This window comes from Paenibacillus sp. VT-400, from assembly GCF_001029205.1.
Taxonomy (GTDB): domain Bacteria; phylum Bacillota; class Bacilli; order Paenibacillales; family Paenibacillaceae; genus Paenibacillus; species Paenibacillus amylolyticus.
The window spans coordinates 3939439-3964173 of sequence record NZ_LELF01000067.1 but is presented as its reverse complement, the minus strand read 5'-3'; the positions used below and the strand labels follow the sequence as shown (position 1 = coordinate 3964173).

The following is a 24735-nucleotide window of genomic DNA, read 5'->3' as shown; positions in this document are numbered from 1 at the left end:
GATTTTTTGCCTTACACAGCTTGAATCTCAATTAAACGATGAGGTGTGGTCGTGATGGTACAAAAAACCGTTGAACTTTCCGAAACACAAAAGGGAATCTATTTTGATTGTCAGGTGAATGATCCCACTTCGTATAACATCTCAGCTTCAATGCAATTTGATCATCTTCAAATGGAGATATTTCGCCGGGCCATCGAATTGCTTATGTATGAGCAAGTGGTGTTGCGTACTCGGATTGAGATTCAAAATGATGTACCTGTGTTATCCGTTCATGAAGATATGGATTATTCACTTGCCTTGTGGGACCTAAGTAGCGAGAGTCAGGAGAATCCAAAGGAACAACAGTTAGAAGCACTGGTGGATGAATGCATCGGGACACCTTTTGAGCTGGAGAAAGGTCCTCTGTTCCGTATAATGATTGTTCAGATGGATAAAAGCCGATATATTCTGACCTTATGTATTCATCATTTAATATGTGATGGCATGTCGCTTGAACTGATGAAAAACAAACTTATTCAGTCATATACGTGTCTTCTTGAAGATCAGCCTGTGGATGTCAAGCTGGATGAAGGATTCATCTCTTATGTTGAGGCAGAGAACAAGAAACTGCACGAAAACAAGTACTCCAAAGAGCGGGAATACTGGTTAAACAAAATGAAGGGAGCGGAACCTCTTTCTCTAAAGCACGACTTTCCAGCAGGTTCTGTACAAGAAGGAATTGGTCATGAACTGCGATTTGATATTTCGGAATCGTTAATGGCTGATATTACACAGATGTCCAAAGATAATGAAGTAACCGTTTTTATGTTCTTTATGGGTGCCTTTGGCATTCTTATGAGTAAATATGTCGGTACAGACGATATCACCTTTGCCTCCCCATATTCTCATCGTCCCGGTATGGACTTGGAAGAAACGATTGGATGTTTTGTCCATATGTTGCCTATGCGATTCCATATTGACCTCGAATCAACTCTAAAACCTCTGCTGCAACAAGTAGCCACAACCTGGATGGATACGTACAGGAACATCGGATATCCCAATAACCTCATTGTCAGAGACAGTATGTTACAGGCTCAACCCGGATCACCATCGTTGTTTGATATCTCCTTTGTTTATGATTCCTATGAGGAAGATATGCTCGGAACTCGTATTCTGGATCAGGATAAGGTTACGTTCCCAGGAGATCTGATGGTCGTGTTGAGTCGTTTACCGCAAGGTGCTCAGTTGAAGCTGCAATATAAACCGAGCTTGTTCCGTGAAGATTCAATGGAGCGAATGGGCCAACGATTTCTATATTTGCTGAATCAACTAGTAACCAATTCTGATCAAAAAATCAGTGAGTTCAGCCTCCTGATGCAAGATGAGAAAGAAAACCTACTGTACCGATTCAATCAAACTTCTTATTTTCCCTACACTCCACAACATATTATGGATATATTTCACGATAAAGTAGCACGTTTCCCGGAGCGGGTAGCTCTAATGGAAGGCAAGCAGCATCAGACCTATGCGCAGGTCAATGCAAAAGCGAATCAATTGGCTAGGCAGATCGTTGCGAGTAAAAAAAGCGATAACGCAGCAGTTGGCGTGCAGATGCCACGTTCCTCGGATATGGTCATTGCCCTATTGGCTGTATTAAAAGCCGGATGTGCTTTTGTACCTGTAGACCCTTCCTATCCTTTGTCCAGAAAGGACTATATTATATCGGATGCAGACATATCCATAGTGCTGGCTATGCAGCCCGAAAAAGATGACGAGACTCTGGATGTCCAGTACATCTACGTTGAGGGCGATCAGGCCTATACGGGGGATGTCTCAAACCTCGAAGAGGCGCTGAATCCGCATAGCCTTGCCTATATCATGTACACGTCCGGATCAACAGGTAAGCCAAAAGGAGTCATGCTTGAAAATCATAGCGTAGTCAATACACTGCTTGATCTGGAGCGTCGTTTTCCAATGCAGGCGCAGGATGTTTACTTGCTGAAAACGGCATATACCTTTGATGTGTCCGCCACGGAACTTTTCGGCTGGTTCATGGGTGAAGGCGCACTAAGTATTCTTGAGCCTGGAGCAGAAAAAGACCCTGCTCGTATTGTGTCTACGGTGGCATCACATAAGGTTACGCACATCAACTTTGTTCCAACGTTATTCCGTCTTTTTCTGGAAACGATGGAGCTTCGCTCCGATCTGTCAGCATTGGAAACGCTGAAATGGATGTTTGTTGGCGGAGAGGCAGTCACGCCAGACATCATTGAGAAATTTAACAGGTTAGGCATTAGAGCAAGTCTTGAAAATGTTTATGGTCCAACCGAATGCACCATATGGGTTTCTCATTATCCGTTAAGCCATTACGAAGGCTTGGGCAATGTACCGATTGGCTACCCGCTCAATGAGTCCAGATGGTATGTCGTCGGAAATCATGATGAGCTTCAGCCGTTAGGTATTCCAGGGGAGCTTTGTCTTAGCGGTGTTGGGCTTGCACGTGGATATCTGAATCTGGAACAGATGACCCGAGAGAAGTTTGTCCCTAATCCTTTCTTTCAAGAAGGACAGGACGCAGAGCATTTCAGGTACATGTACCGCACAGGGGATCTGGTACGTTCACTCCCAAGCGGTATGATCGAATATCTGGGACGCATTGATTTTCAGGTTAAAATTCAGGGAGCCAGACTGGAGACAGGCGAAATTGAGAATACCCTGTCATCCTATCCGGGTGTCATCCAGACCGTGGTAGTCATGAAATCATTTGAAGGTAGGTCCGGCTTGCTGTATGCCTACTATCTGTCAGAGCAGGAGCTGCCTTCTGTCGAATTGAGAGAGCACCTGTCTCGTTTGTTACCGGCATACATGATACCATCCGTTTTTGTACATAAATCCGAATTTCCATTGAATAGCAGTGGGAAGATTGACCGGAAGGCACTTATGGCAGATATCACGCATGCTCACGCTTCCAGTACGTTCTATACCGCCCCGTCTTCTGAGCTTGAGAAGGTTATAGCCGAAGTGTGGGCCGAAGTGCTCGGAGTTGAGAGAGTAGGGCGCGACGACCATTTCTTTGAATTGGGCGGAAATTCATTTTCTGTCATTCAGGCTCACAATAAACTAAAGCATTATACCGATGTGGAGTTCCCTGTTCCTCGTTTTTTTGAATGCCCCACATTGCGTCAATTTGCCGCGCTGGGCCCGAAAGATGAGGGAGTTCGGATACCGACTGAAAGGGAACAATTGTTTCAACGAAAAGACGGCATTATGCGTGAGGACATTGCAATTGTGGGCATGGCGGTGAATGTGCCGGGCGCTGAGGATATAAGGGAGTTCTGGAGTAACCTTGTTGAACGGCGGGAAAGCATTCACTTTTATAGTGATGATGAATTGAGGGAGCTTGGTGTGGAGGAAGCGCTGCTGCGTTCACCTCGTTATGTCAAGGCAAAAGGACGTGCCAACGGCATCGATGAGTTTGATGCAGGATTCTTTGACTATACTCCCGGTGAAGCCAAAATGATGTCTCCCCAATTCAGACTTTTGTATCAGGGAATATGGGAAGCACTGGAGGATGCGGGCTGCAGACCGGATGAAGCGGGTAAGGTGGGTGTGTTCCTTGGCGGGTCCGATGACTTCGAATGGTACCGTCAAGTGCTTTTTAACGATGCTAACTATAGCAGTAAATACGAAGCATTTACCCTCAGCACCAATCATTTTCTCGCTACCCGAATGGCTTATAAGCTTAACTTAAAAGGGCCGGCCTACACCGCTCTGACGGGATGTTCTACTTCATTGGTTACACCTCATCTGGCATGTCAATCTTTGATCGTTGGAGAATGTGATGTGGCCGTGGCTGGTGGGATTACCGTGGAGTTGCCCAATGAAGGGGGTTACATATTTGAGGATGGCATGATGTTCTCCACAGATGGACACTGTCGTCCATTTGATGCCGCAGCCAGTGGAACCGTCTTCTCCAATGGTATGGGAATTGTGGTGTTGAAGCGGGTAACCGATGCTCTGCGGGATGGAGATCATATCTACGGGGTCATCAAAGGCTCAGCAATTAACAATGACGGACAAGAGAAACTCAGTTTTCTTGCTCCTAGCGTAAGCGGACAGGCTGAAGTCATTCAGGATGCTTATAAGGTAGCTGGAGTAGACCCGGAAACGGTGAGTTATATCGAAGCGCATGGTACGGGAACGTTGCTTGGTGATCCAATTGAAGTAAACTCGTTAACTCGGGCCTTTGCTTCCGACCAAAAGCAATTTTGTTATCTGGGTTCGGTCAAAGGCAATGTGGGACATATGGATACAGCCGCAGGTGTGGTTGGTTTAATCAAGGTAGCGCTCAGTCTTGGACAAGGTTATATCCCTGGAACAGCGAATTATGAGCAGCCTAATCCCAAAATTGATTTTTTGAATACGCCTTTTAAAGTTAATGCACAAGGGGTGGACTGGAAACAGGGCAATGTTGGAGTCATGCGCGCAGGAATCAATTCATTTGGTGTGGGGGGCACGAATGCTCACATGGTATTGGAGGAGGCTCCCGAGATGGAGAAGTGCAGTCCGGATGATGACGTTAATATATTGCTTTTTTCCGCCAAAACGGAGTACTCGCTGAACCGCACCGCTGAACGGATTATGGAACATCTGACTCAGCAGCCGGATCAATCTGTATCCAACGCAGCGTGGACCTTGCAATCAGGAAGATCTGTTTTTGCGTATCGTAAGGCACTCACTCTGGATAAGACATGGAAGGATAATCCGGACAAGCTGATACAGGAGCTGGGGAAAGCACGCGTATACTATTCGGCTCAAGGCACTCGTCCCGTATACTTTATGTTCCCCGGACAGGGCAGTCAGTATCAGGGAATGGGTGCAGAACTATACAGATCTACAGAGCAAACAGGCCTGGCTCCAATCTTCAGAAGTTATATTCAGGAAATATTGGACCTTCTGCCTGCGGAAGAACGAGAAGAAATGCTGTCCGTTGTGTACGGAGATCAGCAGCCTGAGCGAATAAACCAGACAGAGTACAGCCAATTCGCACTGTTCATGACAAGTTATGCGCTGGCCAAGTCGCTGCTGGATCTGGGCATCAAGCCAGATGGCATGATCGGGCACAGCATTGGTGAGTTGGCTGCCGCAGCGGTAGCGGGTGTATTCGAACTTGGAGATGCTGTCAAGTTAGTTCGACTTCGCGGACGTCTGATGCAGCAACAACAACCCGGGGTCATGCTTGCCATTATGGCGGATGCACAGCAGGTGAAGTCACAACTGGAGGAAGACGTGTGGCTTGCCCTGGTGAATACTACAGGTTCCAGTGTGATTGGTGGGACAGCTGAAGCCATTTCACGGATGGAAACCAAGGCTGAAGGACTGGGCTGGAAGTGCATTCGTGTGAAGACTTCCCATGCATTCCATACGCCAATGATGAATCAGGCCGCCGAGGAATTTAGACGTTATTTAGCAGAGCATTCACTTCATACGCCACAGATCCCATTACTGTCCAATACCAGTGGAACATGGGCGCTTGGAGATGAAATCACACAACCTGACTATTGGTCCCGTCATATTTTACAGCCGGTGTTGTTTGAATCAAACCTGGCTGAAGTGTTGAAGGATGAGCGGGCTGTATTAATTGAAGTAGGTGCAGGACGAACACTAAGCTCCTTTGCCAGACAGCACAGTCAATCAAGAGATTCCCAGACGGTACTGAATATGCTACGTCACGTAAGGGAAACGGAGCAGGATAGTATCTATGTGAACCGCAGACTTGCGGAGTTATGGTGCGAAGGCATTGAACCGGACTGGAAGGTGCTCAAAGGGCAGGCGGTACGGCGCAAATGCTCTCTGCCTACTTATGTTTTCAACAAACAATCCTATCCTGTCAGTGTTTCTCTTTCTGGCTCATCAGCAGTGGAAGGAATGGGTACCGGGGATGATAGGCAGCATGCAGATCAGGGTAAGGGAAGTGGCTCTACTCTAGTAAAAGGGACAGTTTATACTGGTGGTTCAGACCAACTGAAACAGATTGTCCTGGACGCATATCGAACGATTTTTGGCATCGATGATCTAGATGAAGAGGTTAATTTCTTTGCGGTTGGAGGAGATTCTCTCAAAGCAGTCAGCTTGTCTGCATGGATCCGGTCTCATTTAGGAATTCAGCCTGAGGTAGCAGATGTTTTCAATCATTCAACGCCTATTCAACTGGCGGAGCATCTCTACGTCATGGCGAAACCAAAAGTGGACCAACAGACCATTCAATCTGCACCCACTATGGATGCGTATCCAATCTCTTCTGCACAGATGCGTATGTTCACACAAGCGATGCTTGATCCAGGCAATACGGCCTACAACTTACCGTCTGCAACCATTATTGAAGGTGAATTGGACCGTATAAGAGTTGAGGCTGCTTTGCAGAAGTTGATGCAGCATCATGAGGCGCTCAGAACATCGTTTGAGATACGGGGTGGTCAGATCGTTCAGATCATCCAAACTTCGGTTCGCTTAAGTATGGGCTATGCAGAGCAGCATGTGGCAGATGACCAAGAGTTGCCTGCGATGATCGAGACATTGATTCGTCCTTTTGATCTGGGGAGTGCTCCGCTTATGCGGGTTGAACTGATTAAGATAGGCGAGCGCAAGCACCTGCTATTCTTTGATATTCACCATATTATCGCGGATGGTACATCTGTCGAAATCATTACTCGTGACTTCAATGATTTATATTTTGGCAAAGAGCATGCAGTCCGATTGCAGTACAAAGATTACGCGGTATGGCAGCAGCAACGTCTCTCTTCACAGGAATACATTTCACATCAAACGTACTGGCTGGACCATCTTGGCCCTTCTTTACCTGTGCTGGAGCTTCCACTTGACCATGAACGTCCATCACAGCGATCCATGCAAGGTGGACGTCTCCATTTCACGTTGAATCGTTCGTTAACACAAAACTTGCACGAGCTGGCTTCCTCATCCGAAGCATCCATGTATATGGTAATGCTAAGTGTGTGGAATCTTCTTCTCGCACACCGCTCAGGTCAGCAGGACATTGTGGTAGGAACGCCTGTTGCAGGAAGGATGCAAGAGGAGTGGAAAGAGACGGTAGGCATGTTTGTCAATATGATTGCGATGCGGAATTTTCCAACGTTTGATCGTACGTACACTGATTTTTTACGTGAACTCAAACAACATACACTGGATGCTTTTGCGTATCAGGAGTATCCGTTTAATGAGCTTGTGGCACAACTGGGCGTGACACGTGAGTTGAACCGAAATCCGGTATTTGATGTTTGTTTTGATTATCAGAACATGGACTTGCATGGACTTGAACTTCATGGTTTGCAATTCAGTTCTTTTCCGGTGGAGACGGGTACGTCTACTTATGATCTGTTAATGACCTGTCAAGAAAACAGGGAGAAGCAGGTGATTGAAGGATATATCGAATATTCGCTGGATCTGTTCCGCCAGGACACAGTTGAAGGTATGATGCAGGAGTTTATCGGACTCTGCCAAGAGGTTGTACAACAGCCTAATCTGTCTCTGAGCGAACTGTTTGAGAGAAACATTTCTCATGAGCACCCAGTCCATCTGCTTGCTGGTCCACGTCTGGATTACACTTCTGCGGTGGGTCTGCATCGGCTGTTCGAGCTGCAGGCAGAACACACACCAGACAAGAAAGCTCTCCTTGTATCATCTGGAGCCTCTTTTACCTACAAGGAGCTTAATGAAAAAGCTAATACGCTGGCTTGGAAGCTGATTGATCAAGGTGTGCGCCGGGATGAACCTATAGGCATATTATCCAGACGAGATGAATCGTTGATCATTATGCTATTGGCGGTGCTGAAAGCTGGGGCGGCTTATGTGCCTCTGGACCCTGCTTTTCCGCCGCAGCGCATCGTGAATATGATCGAAGATAGCCGAATGAACGTATTGCTGTGTACGCCTGATGAAGAAGGCACAGTGACTTTTAGCGGAGAGCGATTTGTGTATGATCCCACTGCCCAGGATGTGCGCTCATCCGTTAACCCGGACGTAAGCCTCCTGTCTTCGGACCTGTCCTGTGTGATTTTTACCTCAGGATCAACAGGGCGTCCCAAAGGGGTCATGATTACTCATGAGGCGATGGTCAATTTTGTTGAGGACATCAGGCACCGACATATTTTTGCACATGAGACAGATCGCATCATCAGTGTAACGACCATATCTTTTGATATTTTCGGATTTGAAGTGTGGACACCATTATGCACCGGATATTCGCTGTATCTGGCCAATGAGCAGGAGCAACTTGACCCGGCTCTTGCTTCACGTCGAATACGTGAACATGGTGTTACGCACATTCTTAGCACGGTCTCACGCATTAAGGCATTTGTCGAAAATCCAGAATTCGCTCAGGCGCTGGGCAATCTGCGGTGTGTTCTTACCGGAGGGGAAAATGTCCCTGTGGGACTCCTCACCGATCTGAGGCGGCTTACGCCCGCTCGAGTCTTTAACATGTATGGACCAACGGAAACTACGATCTGGTCAACGACAAAAGAATTGAATGACACAGCCGCGATTACCATTGGCAAGCCCATTACCAATACAGAGATTTATATTCTGAATGATGAAGGTGAAATACTGCCACCTGGAAGTTATGGAGAGCTGTGCATTGCAGGAAAAGGATTATCTCGCGGTTATCTGCACAATGCTGCTGAGACCGATGCTCGATTCATTGCAAACCCCAATGTTTTGGGAGGCCGTTTGTACCGAACTGGCGATCTGGCCCGTATACTGCCGGATGGGGATGTTGAGTTAATGGGACGGTTAGATCAGCAGGTGAAGATTCGTGGCTACCGGATTGAACTGAACGAGATTGAGCAGGCAGCGATGAATTATGAACGTGTAAGAGAAGCTGTCGTTAAGGTAGAAGGGGCCGAGCAACATTCATTGCAATTAATCCTTTTCTACAGTCTGAAGCCTGGGATTGGGCCTTCCGTTATGGGAGATGAAGACGTACAGCTTCGGACCTGGTTAAAGCAGCGGCTTCCACAGTACATGATGCCTTCTCGCTTGATTCGTCTGGAAAATCTGCCTGTGCTGCCTAATGGAAAACTGAATCGCAATGCCCTGCGTCTGGCTGATTTTGAAACGGGAGAGAAGGCTAATCCGGCTCTGGTCTATGGCTCATCGATTCAAGGAATGGAGCGGGCAAAAGTTGATCTGGAGCAGATGCTCATTGCAACGTGGAAGGAAATACTGAATCTGGATACGATTAATATCCATGATCACTTTTTTGACATCGGAGGCAATTCACTGGGGCTTATTCTGATCAATAATCGCCTGAATGCCTATCTGGATAAAAGCGTTCCGCTGGTGCAATTGTTTGAGCATTCCTCCATTGCATCACTGGTCAATCATCTGGTGGCTGAGCAGATGCTGCCGACAGTTACACAACAGGTACAAGAGGAGAGCGGACATATCGCTTCGGCTGGATATCCTGTTACGAACCCGGACCCGACAACAGCTCCAAAAGAGTATGTAATGAGCACAGTTGAACACAGCAAAGTGGAACAGAGAAGACCAGATCAGAGCAGACCGGAACAGAGTATTCCGTTTGCTTCAGAACACAGTAGCAGAATTTCTTCTTCGTCGGATATCGCAGTCATTGGTATGGCAGGGCATTTTCCCGGCTCAAGAAATATTGAGGAGTTCTGGGATAACCTAATGGCAGGTAAGGACGGTATCACCCGTCTGAATGAGGAGGATCTAACCGCTGCGGGTGTACGACCGGAAGACTTCAAACATCCCGATTATGTACGGGCCAAAGGTGTACTGCAAGATACTGAGTATTTTGACTCCGGATTTTTCGAATATCCGCATCAGGAATCCAACATGATGGATCCGCAAATACGGCTGCTGCATCAGTGCTCATGGGAGGCGCTTGAGCATGCCGGGTGTGATCCTTACAGTTATGAGGGAGCTATAGGATTGTTTGCCGGAAGTGGACTGAGCTTACCATGGATGGTGCAATTTCTCGGTCGCTCCGGTAATTTGTTACAGGCTTTTGAAGCCATGACTTTAAATGAAAAGGACTATATTACAACCCGAGTATCTCACAAATTAAATCTGAGAGGGCCGAGTATGGCCGTACAGACCGCATGTTCGACTTCTTTGGTCGCTATCCACCAAGCTGCTGAATCGCTGATTCGGGGGGAGTGTGATGTGGCACTTGCGGGAGGTGTCTCTATCTCCTATCCGCTCAAAGAAGGTTATCACTGGCATGAAGGCATGATTTATTCAAAGGATGGTCATTGCAGACCGTTTGATGAGCAGGCATCTGGTACGGTGTCTGGTAATGGATGCGGAATGGTTGTGCTCAAGTCACTCCGCGACGCGCAGAGAGATGGAGATCATATCTATGCAGTCATTAAAGGTTCAGCAATTAATAATGATGGCATGGACAAGATTGGATATACGGCACCGAGTGTGGCCGGACAGGTCAAGGTTATTCAATCAGCCCTGCATCGTTCGGGAGTGTCTCCAAAAGAGATCTCCTATCTGGAGGCGCATGGAACAGGAACCAAACTGGGGGACCCGATTGAAATTGAAGCGCTCAGGCAGTCATGGGGAACAGATCGTAGAAATTATTGTGCTCTAGGTTCTGTGAAAGCCAATATTGGGCATCTTGATGCGGCAGCAGGTGTCGCCGGTTTTATTAAAACCGTACTGACGCTTTATCACCGGGTGGTTCCGCCACAGATTCACATGAATCGGACGAATCCGATGTTGGAGCTGGAGCATAGTCCCTTCTATATCAACAGGGAGCCACAGCCATTAGAAGACGCGAAGCGTATCCTGCGAGCAGGTGTCAGTTCGTTTGGGATCGGGGGGACCAATGCTCACGTCATTCTGGAGCAGCCGCCCGTCCAGGAGAGCCAAGCGAGTTATGAATCTTTGCTGCTGCTGCCCTTCTCAGCCAAGAGTGAATCTGCGCTGGAACGCACATACGATTCGGTTCTACAGGCGATCCATGCATTGCCGGAGCAGTTGCCCAATGCTGCGTGGACGCTACAGAAGGGAAGAAGCAGATTCATTCATCGTAAAGCACTAATCGTTGTAGACGGTTATATTCCGTCAATCGAGCAAACTGTGGAGTTTGAGACACAGGCAAGTGTGATGAATGGGAAGCCTAAGGTCATGTTTTATCTCAGCGGAAATGCAAGTTGGGAAGCGCGCAAGATTCGGGAACTATATGCTTCTGTGTATCGCAGCCAGGTCTCAGAGATATTCAAACAGCACTTTGAAGAGATACTGAACCTCTTTGAGTCCAAGGAACAGTATGCCATTCGCCAAGGCATAGGGCGATCGTTAACTGATTCAAGGCTTGAGCGCATGCAGTGCTTTGTTGTGCAATATGCTCTTTATAAAACCGTGATGCAGCTTGGTGTCAAGCCAGATGCTGTCTGTGGACAAGGCGTTGGCGAACTCGTGGGGTTGGTTATTAGTGATGCACTTGATCCAGTACATGCCGTGGGGCTTCTATACAATCTGGAGCATTGGTCACTAGAAGAAGGAGCATTGTCAGATGCTTTGACAGGAAGGATGACAGATGCAACTGTAACAGATCTTGCGTCGAGTATTGCACCACTGTTATCTCCAAATTTCCTGTTTACGCTGCTAAATCGCAAGAGGCTTTCTGAATCTGCTGGGCATACGCTGTGGATCGTTTCGAATCAGCTGCAGGATACAGAACAAACAGCCCCGGATTCATTTTCAGAGCCAAACATCATTGCTCTTACTGGAGATCGTCAGAGCTTGCTTGAGGCAGACGTGTATTTAATGAAAGTACTTGCTTTTTGCTGGTGCTCTGGCATGGAGTTGGATTGGGAACAGTTAAACGGAACGGGCCGTAGGCAAAAAATCTCCCTGCCGACGTATTCCTTTGATCCCATTGTTCATCAACATGATGTTGCGTTGTATCAGCTTGCAGGTATGTCGCAGGTTGCAGCGGGTTCTATCGCAACATTAGACCAATCTCCATCCGGGAAAGTCAGGGTTCAACGGACTGATGATGAGATAAGGCATGTATTATCGCAATTGTGGCAGGAGTTGCTTGGTAATGGAGCAGTCGGCCTTGAAGATGATTTCTTTGAGCTTGGAGGTCATTCATTAAAAGCGATTTCCTTGACGTCGAGGATTAAAGAAATGTTTGGATTAAATTTGGGGCTGGAAGAGGTTTTTGATCATTCTGTATTTGAACACATGGTTCAATGGATTGCTGAACATCAGGTTACAAGTGACTCTGATTCAGTGGACCCAATCTTGCCTGTAACTAAGAAAGAGAAATACAAGACCACTTCTGCACAGCGAAGAATGTATGTGGTGCATGAGTGGATGAAAGGTGAGAGTACGGCATACAATCTCGCCAGCTCTTATAGGGTAAGGGGAAAACTTGACCCTACGCAATTCAGATTAATAATGGATGCACTGGTAGAGAGACATGAAGCATTCCGTACCAGATTTGAAATGATTGACGGTGATCTTTTCCAAATTGTGGAGGATCAGGTTCCAAGCGTGGTGGAGTTGCTGGAATTAGAAACGGCAGGGTTAGAACAGGTCATGGAATGGATCAAGCCTTTTGATCTGACCAGCGCACCATTGGTTCGTGTTAAGCTCATTCGCCTTTCTCAAGAGGAACACATCTTATTCATCGACATGCATCATATCATTTCGGATCAGAGTTCCATTGCGATCCTGATGCAGGATTTTGCACGCATGTACAGAGGAGAAACATTGCAATCTCTTGATATTCAGTATAAGGATTATGCGGAATGGCGTGATGAAGCTACGTCACATGGACAATCTGTTAAAGACGCCGATTTTTGGATACGGGAATTCGAGGACATGCCTGCACCGGTTGAATTGCTTACAGACTTCCCAAGACATGGCGCGTCATCCTACAGCGGAGACAGACGTTCCATTGAACTTGGTGAGTCGTTAAGCACACAGGTCAATGACTTCTGTACTCAACAAGGGCTTACACCCTATATGTTGTTTATGGCAACTTTGAATCTATTAATCTGGAAGTATACGGGTCAAGACGACTTGGTCGTTGGTACAGCGGTTGCGGGGCGTGAGAAGCCAGAACTCAATAACGTTATGGGTATGTTCGTGAACATGCTTGCCATTCGCACCAGCATGGACAGAGAATGCTCCACAGAGGCGTATTTGAATGAGATGCGAGGCAAGCTGTTATCCTGTTATGAGCATCAACAATATCCTTATGAAGCACTAGTGGAACAACTTGGTCTATTCGGTGATTTAAGCCGCAACCCCTTATTTGATGTGGTGCTAAATTACATTAATATGGGAACCGATGATCCTGAAGCCGGGGAACTGATGCTTGAACCATGGGTCGAAGGTAAGGTGGATGCCAAATTTGATCTGACTTGGACACTGGTCGAACATAAACAATGTTACACGGTTGAACTTGACTATCGCTCAGATTTGTTTAAAGCCGAGTCCATGGAACTGATGCTGGATAAATTCCGGTATATCCTGTCTCAGATCACAACAGGGGATACTGAACGAATTGGTCAGATTAAGATCACTACACCGGAGGAAGAGGAATGGCTGCTGTACGGAGTCAACGATAATGCCGCCCAGTATCCGCGAGATGCGACCATTTCCCAATTATTCGAGGAACAAGTTCATGTGCATGCACAGAAGACAGCATTGGTCTGGGAAGACGGTGAATGGAGCTATGCGGATCTGTATGAACGTGTTCAGTGGCTGGCGTTCAGATTGCTTGGACAAGGGGTGAAATCAGGCTCCAGTATTGCTCTCATTCTGGACCGTGGACCGAACCAGATGATCAGTATTCTTGCTACACTCCAAGTGGGTTGCAGTTATGTCCCGATCGACCCGGCTTCGCCGCCATCGAGAATTGAATTTATTTTGCAAGATTGCGATGCGGCTGTGTTATTGACTGAAACGGCTTATGCCTCCACATGGCAATCTGTAGTTCCTTGTATCGTGCCGGCAGATGAACTGGCAGCATTTGATTCAGGAGACATGCAGGAGTCCGTTGAACATATGAACAAGACTGCTCTTGACCCGGCTTATATCATTTATACATCAGGGTCAACAGGAACCCCAAAAGGGACTGTGATGAGTCATCGCAATGTGACCAAAGTCATGAAAAATAGCAATTTTGTCACCGTCGTGCCAGAGGATCGTATCCTGCAAATTTCTAACTATGCGTTTGACGGTTCCATTTTCGATATTTTTGCTTCATTAATGAATGGCGCTACTCTTGTATTAATCTCAAAAGAGACCATTTTGGATATGGCTCGTTTGGCGGATGTCATCCAACAGCAACGGATTTCAGTATTTTATATTCCGACATCCTTGTTTAATATGCTGGTAGATTGGGATGCTGATTGTTTGAAGAATGTGCGTAGAGTGATGTTTGGTGGTGAAGCTGCATCGGTGAGTCATGCCAACAAAGCGCTTGCATGCGTGGGGCCGGGCAGGCTGTTAAATGGATATGGGCCAACGGAAGCAACCTTTTTTGCCTCCTACCACTTATTACAGCAAACAGAGCCTTATACTGGCTCACTGCCCATAGGTTACCCCCTGTCTAACACAGCCTTGTATGTTCTGGATGATGAGCTGAAGCCTGTGCCACCCAACGTTCCAGGTGAACTGTATATCAGTGGGGATGCGGTAGGTATTGGATATCTTAACCGTGAGGATCTTACCCGAAAACACTTTCTTGATGATCCCTTCCGCAAGGGAGAACGAATGTATCGGACAGGTGACATCGTCAAACGTCTGGCTGATGGTAGTCTGATTTTTATTGAACGTTCGGATTTCCAGGTCAAAATTAGAGGTTTCCGCATTGAGTTATCGGAGATAGGCAACTGCGTGGAGCGTCTTTCGGGAGTTCGTGATGCCTTTGTCATGACAGTTACAGAACCATCAGGAAGTCTATACATTGCCGCTTTTTATACAACCGATACTGGGACAGATGCTGAGTATATTCGAAGAGAACTTCACCAGCAGCTGCCAGAGTACATGGTGCCTGCACGCATTATTCGAATGGATCATCTTCCGATTAATGCCAATGGCAAAGTGGACCGAAGGGCATTGTCCGAGCATTTGGTTGAGGAGCAGCAGAGGTCTCTGGAGGTGAGTTCACCTCGAACAAAAACAGAGCGTGTCATTCTTGCCGCCATGCGACAGATTCTGGGTAATCCAGGCATTGGTGTGGAAGATCACTTCTTTCAAAATGGGGGGCATTCGCTCAAAGCGATTGCATTCACTCAAATTTTGGCAAAAGAAGGAATTGCCATCAATGTGAACGAATTATTCCAATATCCGACAGTTAGAGGACTTGCCAAATTGGTAGACATTAATCCTCCGGCGTCAGTTTGGTCCGAAGATAGCCTGCATATTCAGTCCCCGATAGTCATACCACAGGACATAACACTTCATGAGAAACAACTGGACAGCCTGGTCCTGCATGTCTTAAACAGCTGCAATCAGGTTTCATCTTTTATGGCGGGCATGACCCCTATGGGTCAATTCCCACTATCTCCAATTCAACAAGCACATGCTTCTACGATTTCACGAGCAAGCGGATTTACAACAACGCTGGAAGGCGAATTGAATGAACAAGCTGTAAAAAACCTGATTCTTGGGGTTATATCCCGGCATCAGTTGCTGCACAGCATGATATATGAGGAAGAACAGTTGTATTGGCATCCATGTGATATGTCGTTAGCGGCGGACATGCTGCAACAGCTTATCCCATATCTTGATATTCGTCATTATGCTTCGGCTACGATTGAGCAGTTGGAGTACAAACTGGTTCAGTCTCTGTTACACAAAACGTATACGTTGAATGAACTACCTTGGCGTCTGTGTATTTTGCGTACAGGAGCCACGGAGCATAAGCTGATTTGGAGTTTTGATCACCTTGCATTTGATGGTATGAGTGCCCAGATCATCAAGCAGCAACTTGAGTCGAAGGCATTATATAGACCGCAAGGTATAGAGATCGAGAGTGATCTTCTGTACCAAGTACGAAATTATGAGGATTATGTAAATTTTCTGTCTCAAGGCCCCATAGGGGTATCAGAAGATGAAATAGAGAAACAATTTTCACTTCAAACATGGAAGAGATGTAACGCCATCGTCATGAACAAGTTGAAGGAAACAGAAACATTGTCGCCTTCAGCGATGACTGTCGAGTTGTCCCTTGCAGGGAAGGAGCCTGCAGAGGTTTGGTGGACATGCTTTGAAACTTTTTCCAACATCATTGCGGCTTATCTGAATATAAGCCAATTGCCAATAGCCCTGGTCCATTACGGAAGGGAGTATGGCGAAGAATCCTACTACGATTATGTGGGAGAATTCCTTGATCTGATTCCAGTGCTGGTAGACAGTGAATTCACACAGGAAGATCTGTTGAAACGTCTGGAATTTACGAAGCAACACAGCATTAACTTTATGGCACTTACACATGATTCTTCCCTCTCGGCACAATATGATGGCATACAGGAACAATTGGGAACTGCCTACAGGCAAGCAGAACAGGAGCCGCGTCAGATGATTCTGTTTAATTATCAAGGCTTCATCTCCAGTAGCGAAGCGATCCCAATGTCGTCTCAGTCGTCGGATGACCAAGATTCGAATTCGGGACTCGCCCAATTCGAATGGGTTATTCGCTACGACGAAGAGTGTCTGTACGTACATCTGGCCTGTCAGGCTGGTCTGGACATCAAACGTATGAAACAGCTGATTGATGACAAGCTTGGTAGCGATGTGAGAGTGGTAGTTCACAATGAGGCAATGGAGGTGCAACATGTCCAGTAAATCCATACAGCGAGGACCCGAGCTGATTGTGCCAGAACATTATTCAACAGTGGCTGAGATGCTAATCTACATTGCAGATACTCATCCAGAAAAGGGAATGACCTATATCAGCTCTTCAGGTGACGAACAGTTTGAATCATATCCTGAATTACTGATGCAGGCGCGCAAGTACCTGCAGTCTCTTCAGGAGAAAGGCATTCAACAAGGACAGGTTGTTATTTTGGAAATTGACCAGTCACAGGAATTTTACCGTACCTTTTGGGCTTGTATGCTGGGGGGCATTATTGTCGCCCCGGTTAGTCCTCCGGCTGCCTGGGAACCAGGCTCAGCCGGTCTGGAGAAATTCACGAAAGTGTGGGAGGTACTCGGGCGTCCAGTCGTTATCGTCGAGGAAGCCTACATGCCCAAGTATAAGCAACTTGCGGAAAGTCCGGTATTCAAAGGTCTTATGTTGATTAGCGTGAACCAGCTTCAAGCAGGCCAGCAGATGGCTGATCTATGCCCAACCTCTCCTGATGACATTGTGTTCCTGCAATTCTCATCAGGAAGCACGGGAATTCCCAAAGGTGTGCAGTTAACCAATCACAATATTATCGCCAACAGTATTGCATGCAAGACTTTTCTTGGAGCTGAAGAAGGAGATAATGTGTTTACCTGGTTGCCGCATACGCATGATATGGGGATATTTGGACAGCATCTGACACCCGTCCTGAGTGGAGCCAACATCATGGTGATGTCACCTTATACCTTCGTACGGTCGCCTTATCTGTTCTTGCGCAAGATTACGGAGCATCAGGGAAAATGGTTTTGCTGTACCAATTTCGGTTTCGAATGGATGGTTCAGAAGATCCCGGATTCCAAGCTCTCAACGCTTGATCTGTCTTCACTGCGTATGACCTTGAATGGTGCAGAGCCTATATCAACGTCTGTTATCGAGCGATTTGTCAAAAAATTCAGCTCTTGTGGCTATCGTTCCAATATGATGTTTCCTGCGTATGGCATGGCAGAAGCGACAGTAGGTGTATGTACCTCCAGACTGGGGGAAGAGCCGCGAATTGAACGTATTTCGCGTTCGCGACTGGTGCAGGAAGGACTGGCTGTGCCAGTCCAGCTGCCTAGCAGTGATAGCCATACTTCGGATGTGATCGAATTTGTCCATGAAGGATATCCCATGACAGGGATTCAGATCCGGATTGCGGATGAACAGGGGGAAGTGCTGGATGAGCGGGTTGTTGGCGAAATCCAGATCCGTGGGGAATCGGTAACCTCCGGATATTACAGTCTTCCCGAGATCAATCGTGAAATGTATGTGGATGGGTGGCTTCGCACTGGAGACTTGGGTTATATGGCTGATGGTTCCCTTGTTGTAAGCGGACGAATCAAGGACATTGTGTTTATTCGGGGACAGAACCATTATGCGCATGATCTTGAAGAGATTTTGTACCAGAATAGCAGCATTCCGAGAGGCAATCTGACGGTAGTCGGGCACTTTAACAGCCTCAAACAAGTAGAGGAGCTGCTTGTATTTGTTAAATACAAATCGGGCGCTCCACAGTTTCTGGAGGTACGACAGGATCTGATCCAACGTATGAGGGCTGGATTGGGTATTGAGATCACCCATGTTCTCCCAATCAAGGTTATTCCCAAAACGACGAGTGGCAAGGTCCAGCGCTTCATGCTGAGAAACGAATATGAGCGTGGAGTATTTACCAAGGACATCGCGGCCATTGAAGAGCTGATTCGCGAAAACTCACAACAGCAAGGACACGAGACGGTTTCCGCATCGTCTTTGGAATATACCGTACGTAAAGCCTGGGCCGAAATTCTTCAATTGCCCGCAGGAAAGATTGAGATGGATACTTCTTTTCTCGCACTTGGAGGCAATTCCATTCTCTCTTATCAATTACTTGACAAGCTGTCTGCACATATGGGACGTGAATTAGGACAAGAACTACTTGTTTTTTGCAGTACAGTACGTGAGATGGTGGAATATCTGCAGGAACTTCCAGCAGAAACGAAGGACTTTGAACAAGTTGAAACAACAGATAATCACCTGAATGTACATCGTGCTATTGCTATTACCGGACTGTCTCTGCGTCTGCCTGATGCCGACACCCAAGAGCAGTTCTGGAGCAATCTGGTTAACGGGTTAGATAGTGTTGACCGGGTTAGCTTAGAGCGTGCAACACGTTCCAAGCAACCCGGTTGGGATGACTGGATTGGGGAACTGAAGCAACCGGATACGTTTGATCATGAGTTCTTTGAGATCCCGTCTGAACAAGCTGCATTTATGGATCCGCAACATCGGAAGCTGCTGGAAGTTGCTCATGAGGCGCTGGAGGATGCAGGTATGCTCGTGGATCATGAGGATAAGCGTGATGTGGGTGTGTATGTAGGGATTAACCCAAGCACATACTTCGATCTGGTTATTGATTATATGAACCGGAGTCTTGGAAAGGCTGTTCATTCTCACGCTATGGTAGGCAATATGTCCAATATTGCAGCGGCCTCCATTTCACACATGTACAATTTTACAGGGCCGGCACTGTCCATAGATACAGCATGTTCTTCTTTTCTGGTAGCACTGACACAAGCTGTGGCGGCCATTCAGGACAAGCGTATCTCTGGGGCAGTTGTAGGCGGAGCGAACATTTTGGCTACACCGCATGTTCATCAACTATCACGCAATGCTGGAATCTGTTCTTCCACTCAACATACGAAGGTATTTGACCGGGAAGCAGATGGTTCAGTCTTGGGAGAAGGTGCTGTTGTTGTATATCTGGAGCCGCTAACAGAGGCAATTCGCAACAATAAACATGTTTATGGTGTGATTCGCGGGACAGCGGTGAATAACGACGGATATTCCCTGGGCATTATGGCACCCAACCCTCAGGGGCAATATGAGGTACTCCGTGCCGCTTATCGCGACGCCAACCTAAACCCCAGCGAGATTTCTTATATTGAAGCACATGGATCGGGGACAAGGATTGGAGATCCAATTGAGGTGAATGCCTTGCTCCGACTGTTCCGGGAAAAGGGATATACAAGCGACAATTCGATTGGGTTAGGTTCAGTCAAAACCAATATTGGTCATTTATTTGCAGCCTCCAGTGGAGCCAGTCTTGCCAAGGTTCTTCTCAGTATGCAGCATGGGGAACTGGCACCAAGTCTGCATATGGATAATCCGAATCCGGCCCTCCGACTGGAGCAATCGCCGTTCCATATCGTTAGCGAGCATAAAACGTGGGATGTACCTGAAGGAAAAACACGGAAGGCAGGCATCAGTTCATTTGGCCTGGGAGGTACGAATGCCCACATTGTGCTGGAAGAATGGAAAGCCCCTGTCCGTGCAGCTGCCCCGGCACGCGGCCAATTATTAACGTTCTCTGCCAAATCAGAGCAGGCTTTAAAAAAGCTGATTGATAACACGGAGCAATATGTGAAGAAACATGCGGACCTGGCACTAGAGGATCTTTGTTTTACCCGGAACAGATATAGAAAACATTATCGGTATCGTGCAGCAGTAGCTGTCAGCTCAACCGGAGAGTGGAACATCGAAGAGATGGAATTTGGCTTCAAGCCTAGAAACCGAGCTGCTCGTGTCAATATTGTGGTTGGGGGGCATGAGATTCGCGGAGAAGATGAGGCTCAAGCTCGTAAGGTAATCAGGCCAGACGATTCTAATGAAGATACGGTATCAACCTTGAACTACTGGGTGATTTTGCTTGAGACACTTGTACGTCTGGTCCCTTCCATTCAAGAGATTCGAGGAATAGCTGCAGGAGAGGAACTTGTATCCAGTTTACATCTGGATGGCGAGGAACATCACAGCGCTCATGCAAGCCAATCCACTCCAGTGAACAACAGAGTGACGTTAGACAGTCTGCAAGACACACCTGGCAAGATGCCAAACGCCGACATTGTAATTATGATTGCTGCAGATCAGACAGTGCAGCAGCTTGAATACAGTGGCAAGGAGAGCTTCATCCGCCTGTCTGCCGAGCCGACACTTACCATGGAGGATCAGCTTGCTTTATTGCTGGGACAGCTTTATGTACGTGGTGCTGCCCTGGATTGGGAACAGTTACATCCAAATGGCTCTGGCCAGATCGTACATCTGCCAGCACACCCATTCGAGCCGTATGTACATTGGATAGATGTGAATCAGGGAACGGAGGTCATGATATGACAAAAGAAGAAATTGAGCTTTTTCTCAAAAGCGAGATTGCTGCAGCGTTGAATCAGGAGCCAGAGGACATCGATGAAGAGATGAATTTTTTGAAAATTGGTGTCTCATCTGTGCAGGCGCTCAAGATCATTAATCGTGCGCGTAAGCATCTTCAAGTTGACATCAGTCCGGTTGCGTTGTTTGAATACAAAACAATTGCCGAATTCGCCGCTTATCTCAATGAATCTCTTCTTCAAGAGGGGGTTGCCGAATGATTGAATTGGATGTAGAGCAAGAGATCATTCATGAAGCTGAATTGTTTGCTGCCCGTGAAATTCGTCCTTATGCTCAACAAATTCAAGAGCAGCAAGCCATTCCCAGAACGTTGATCCGTGCCATGGCTGAAAAAGGTTACTTGGCTGCCTCGATCCCGGCTGAATATGGCGGCATGGGTCTCGGCCCTAAGGCGTACGGGCTGTTGACTGAAGTATTTGGCAAGGCTCTTCCAGCCGTTCGCAGCTTGTTAACGGTACATACTTCACTTGTAAGTGAAACTTTGGTACGTTTCGGAACGCCTGAGCAAAAATCGTCCTGGCTGCCCAAGTTGGTGAAGGGAGAATGGATCGCTGCCTTTGGCCTGACTGAACCGGAAGTTGGTTCGGATGCCAAAAGTGTAAAGACCGAGTGGAGAGAAGAATCGGACTGTTATGTTTTGAATGGAAAAAAGAAGTGGATCACGTTTGGACATCTGGCAGATGTATTTATCATTATTGCCTCGAATCAGGGACGAAGCACTGCTTTTTGGGTCGAACGCCAGTTTGAGGGTGTACAGACCCAACCTATTGAAGGTGTCATGGTTGCGGGAGAGACAGGTATAGCTGAGATTGATCTCCATGAGGTGCGTGTACCAAAGAATCACATTATTGGACGTCTGAATGAAGGTTTTGAGTACATCGTAACCGGGGCGCTGGACCAGGGCAGATATAGCATTGCCTGGGCAGGGTTGGCGATTGCGCAGGAAGCGCTGGATGCCATGGTGACTTACTCAAGGAAGCGGAAGCAATTTGATCAGAAGCTGAGTCATTTTCAGCTGATTCGCGGCATGATTGGAGATGCGGTGACAAAAGTCCATGCAGCACGAGCATTATGTTTACGGGCAGCCGAGCTGAGAGAAGCCAAGGACCCGCAGGCCGCCATGGAGACAACGATCGCCAAATATTTTACGTCCAAAGTTGCTGTTGAAGTTGCAAGTGATGCGCTACAGGTTCATGGTGCGAACGGAATTAGTAACCAATATCCTGTTGCCAGGCTGTATAAGGAAGCCAAAATTCTGGAGATTATTGAAGGTTCCTCTCAGATGCAGCAGGAGATGATCTCGCATTACGGATTAAAAGCCTATTACAAGCGTGGCGGTAGCGTATGACGTTCTGTGCGCTATTTCCCGGCCAGGGAAGCCAGTATATCGGAATGTGCAGCGAGTTGTTGGGCAGTGAGCCGGAGGCGAATCAGATCTTTGCGGAAGCGAGCGAGGTGATCGGATTTGATTTGAAGGCACTGGTTATGGAAGGGACCCTGGATCAATTGACGGTCTCTGAATATGCTCAGCCTGCTGTACTGACGGCAAGCTACGTTTTATTTGACTCATTTGTTCGCCGGACTGGAATGACTCCAGATTATGCAGTAGGTCACAGTTTGGGTGAGATTTCGGCTTTAGTAGCGGCGGGAGCATTGCGATTTGCTGATGGCATCCGTTTTACAGCTCAGCGTGGTGCATTGATGCATCGCTCCATTCAGGAGCAAAAAGGAAGAGCGGGTATTGTCGTTGATGTAACCCAAGAAGCGCTTGAAGAATTAGTCGGGAATATTCGTCAGAACGAGTATGTGACGATCTCCGGTTATAATTCACCGGGACAGTTTGTCGTCGCAGGTACTGTGAAGGGTCTTCAACTGCTGGATGATCAGGTGGATGGCTACGGTGGGGAATTCATTCCTTTTCGCATGATGCCAATGAAGGCAGATGCACCTTATCATAGCGAGTTGATGCAGTTCATTCAGCCTGAGCTTGAAGAGATGCTTGCAGGGATTTCCTTCTCTGCACCGGTGTTTCCCATCTGCTCTACAGTACATGGTGAGTTCATTCGCGGAGCCGAGGACATTCCTAAGCTGTTGAGTAGCCAGCTTTTGCAACCCATTCGTTGGAATCAGGCATTGGCACGCGTTCAAAATCTGGGAGCGACGGTATGGATCGATATCGGTCCAGGCCAGAGCGTAAGAAATATGCTGGCTGAGAATAAGACCTTGCCTGCAGCCTATTCGCTGGATGATCCGCAAGATCGGTCCAGGTTACTGGAGCTATATGAAGCAGTAAACCAGACAAGTGGGGGAGGCGATAAGGGATGATCACGGAGATGATGCAGTACAATCAGCGGGTGAAACAATGGCTGCCTGGAGGTGTGCACTATAATTTTCACCTTCCTTGGGAAGAGACGCCGCTCCATTTCAAGCATGCTTCCCGAAGCAGAGTGACGGACATGAACGGCAACGAGTATTTGGATCTATATGCGCGCTTTGGTGCCCTCATTGTTGGCCACGGCAACGAGGAGTATAACGAGTGTCTGAAGGATACCATTGACCGTGTTCTTTCCGTAAGTCATTGCGATCTGGATGCAGAGGCTCTGGAACTGATCCATCAATATGTACCTTCAGCAGAGATGATTCGTTTTGGGTTATCAGGCACGGAGATTGTCCAGAATGCACTTCGTCTTGCCCGGGCGTGGACAGGTAAAAATCGCTTTGTACGTTTTGAAGGCCATTATCATGGCAATGCGGACAATATTATGGGTGGCAAGACTGCACGTACAGGTCTGCCTGTACCTTCAGACTATCCTGGTGACATGAAAGGAACAAAGGGGAGGGCAAGGGATGCCATGGAATCTCAATCCTACCTCTTGCCATGGAATGACGCACCCCGTCTGGAGGAACTATTTCGCCAGCATGGAGACGACATTGCAGCAGTAATCATGGAGCCGGTTTGTGTAAATGGAGGCGGAGTCATGCCTGCTCCGGGTTATCTGCAAAAAGTCAGACAGTTATGTGATCAGTACCAGGTCGTGCTCATTTTTGATGAGATTATAACAGGATTCCGTATGGGTCTCGGTGGTGCCCAACAGTTATTCGGTGTAACGCCCGATCTGACTACACTTGGGAAGGCAATCGCGGGTGGCGGAGTTCCGGTGTCAGCCCTGGTTGGCCGAGCGGATATCATGAAGTTGCTTGTAGACAAAAAAGTCATTCATGCGGGTACGTTTAATGGCTATCCATTAGGTACAGCTGCTGTAAAAGCTACGCTGGAAATGTTGGGCCGCAATGGAGGACAGGCGATGCACAGCATGAACCGCCACGCTGAGATGATGCATGACATACTCTGCCAGGAAGCAGTGAAGGTAGGTCTGCCTTTAATTGTTCAAGGGCCGTCTGGCTGTGCTTCTTATCACTGCTGCACGGAGCCGCTTACGGATACGGCTGATTATACGTTTGAATTGATGTCTTTTGATATTTTGTTAAATAGCAAGCTTGCTGAGCACGGTGTTCTGGTATCTACGCTCTCGCGGATGTATCCGAATATCCTGCTTGATATGCAAGATGTTGCCTGGTTCCGTGAGCGTGTCCCTGCAGCACTTGCAGAAATGAAAGAGATCTACGACGAGCTGATCTGATGGTAG

At 47.4% G+C, this 24735-nt stretch carries 6 protein-coding genes; all 6 read left to right on the top strand.

The window, feature by feature from the left end; all coding sequences use genetic code 11:
* Nucleotides 1-54: 54 nt before the first annotated feature.
* From EL84_RS28045 to EL84_RS28020, 6 genes are read left to right on the top strand one after another with little or no spacing between them, the layout of a single operon-like run.
* Entirely contained in the window at nucleotides 55-16845 is a 16791-nt protein-coding gene (locus EL84_RS28045; protein WP_047843832.1) for a hybrid non-ribosomal peptide synthetase/type I polyketide synthase, read from the top strand.
* Nucleotides 16835-21034, top strand: a complete 4200-nt coding sequence (locus EL84_RS28040) for a beta-ketoacyl synthase N-terminal-like domain-containing protein (RefSeq protein WP_047843831.1) — start codon at nucleotides 16835-16837, stop codon at nucleotides 21032-21034. The genes EL84_RS28045 and EL84_RS28040 overlap by 11 nt, the downstream gene beginning before the upstream one ends.
* Nucleotides 21031-21288: an acyl carrier protein gene (locus EL84_RS28035; RefSeq protein ID WP_036668520.1), complete on the top strand. Its 258-nt coding sequence runs from the start codon at nucleotides 21031-21033 to the stop codon at nucleotides 21286-21288. Before EL84_RS28040 ends, EL84_RS28035 begins: the two co-directional genes overlap by 4 nt.
* Nucleotides 21285-22436: an acyl-CoA dehydrogenase family protein gene (locus tag EL84_RS28030; protein WP_047843830.1), complete on the top strand. Its 1152-nt coding sequence runs from the start codon at nucleotides 21285-21287 to the stop codon at nucleotides 22434-22436. The genes EL84_RS28035 and EL84_RS28030 overlap by 4 nt, the downstream gene beginning before the upstream one ends.
* The gene (locus EL84_RS28025) at nucleotides 22433-23413 is read left to right on the top strand and encodes an ACP S-malonyltransferase (RefSeq protein WP_047843829.1); all 981 of its coding nucleotides are present in this window, start codon (nucleotides 22433-22435) and stop codon (nucleotides 23411-23413) included. Before EL84_RS28030 ends, EL84_RS28025 begins: the two co-directional genes overlap by 4 nt.
* Nucleotides 23410-24729, top strand: a complete 1320-nt coding sequence (locus EL84_RS28020; protein WP_047843828.1) for an aspartate aminotransferase family protein — start codon at nucleotides 23410-23412, stop codon at nucleotides 24727-24729. The genes EL84_RS28025 and EL84_RS28020 overlap by 4 nt, the downstream gene beginning before the upstream one ends.
* The last annotated feature ends 6 nt before the right edge of the window (nucleotides 24730-24735 follow it).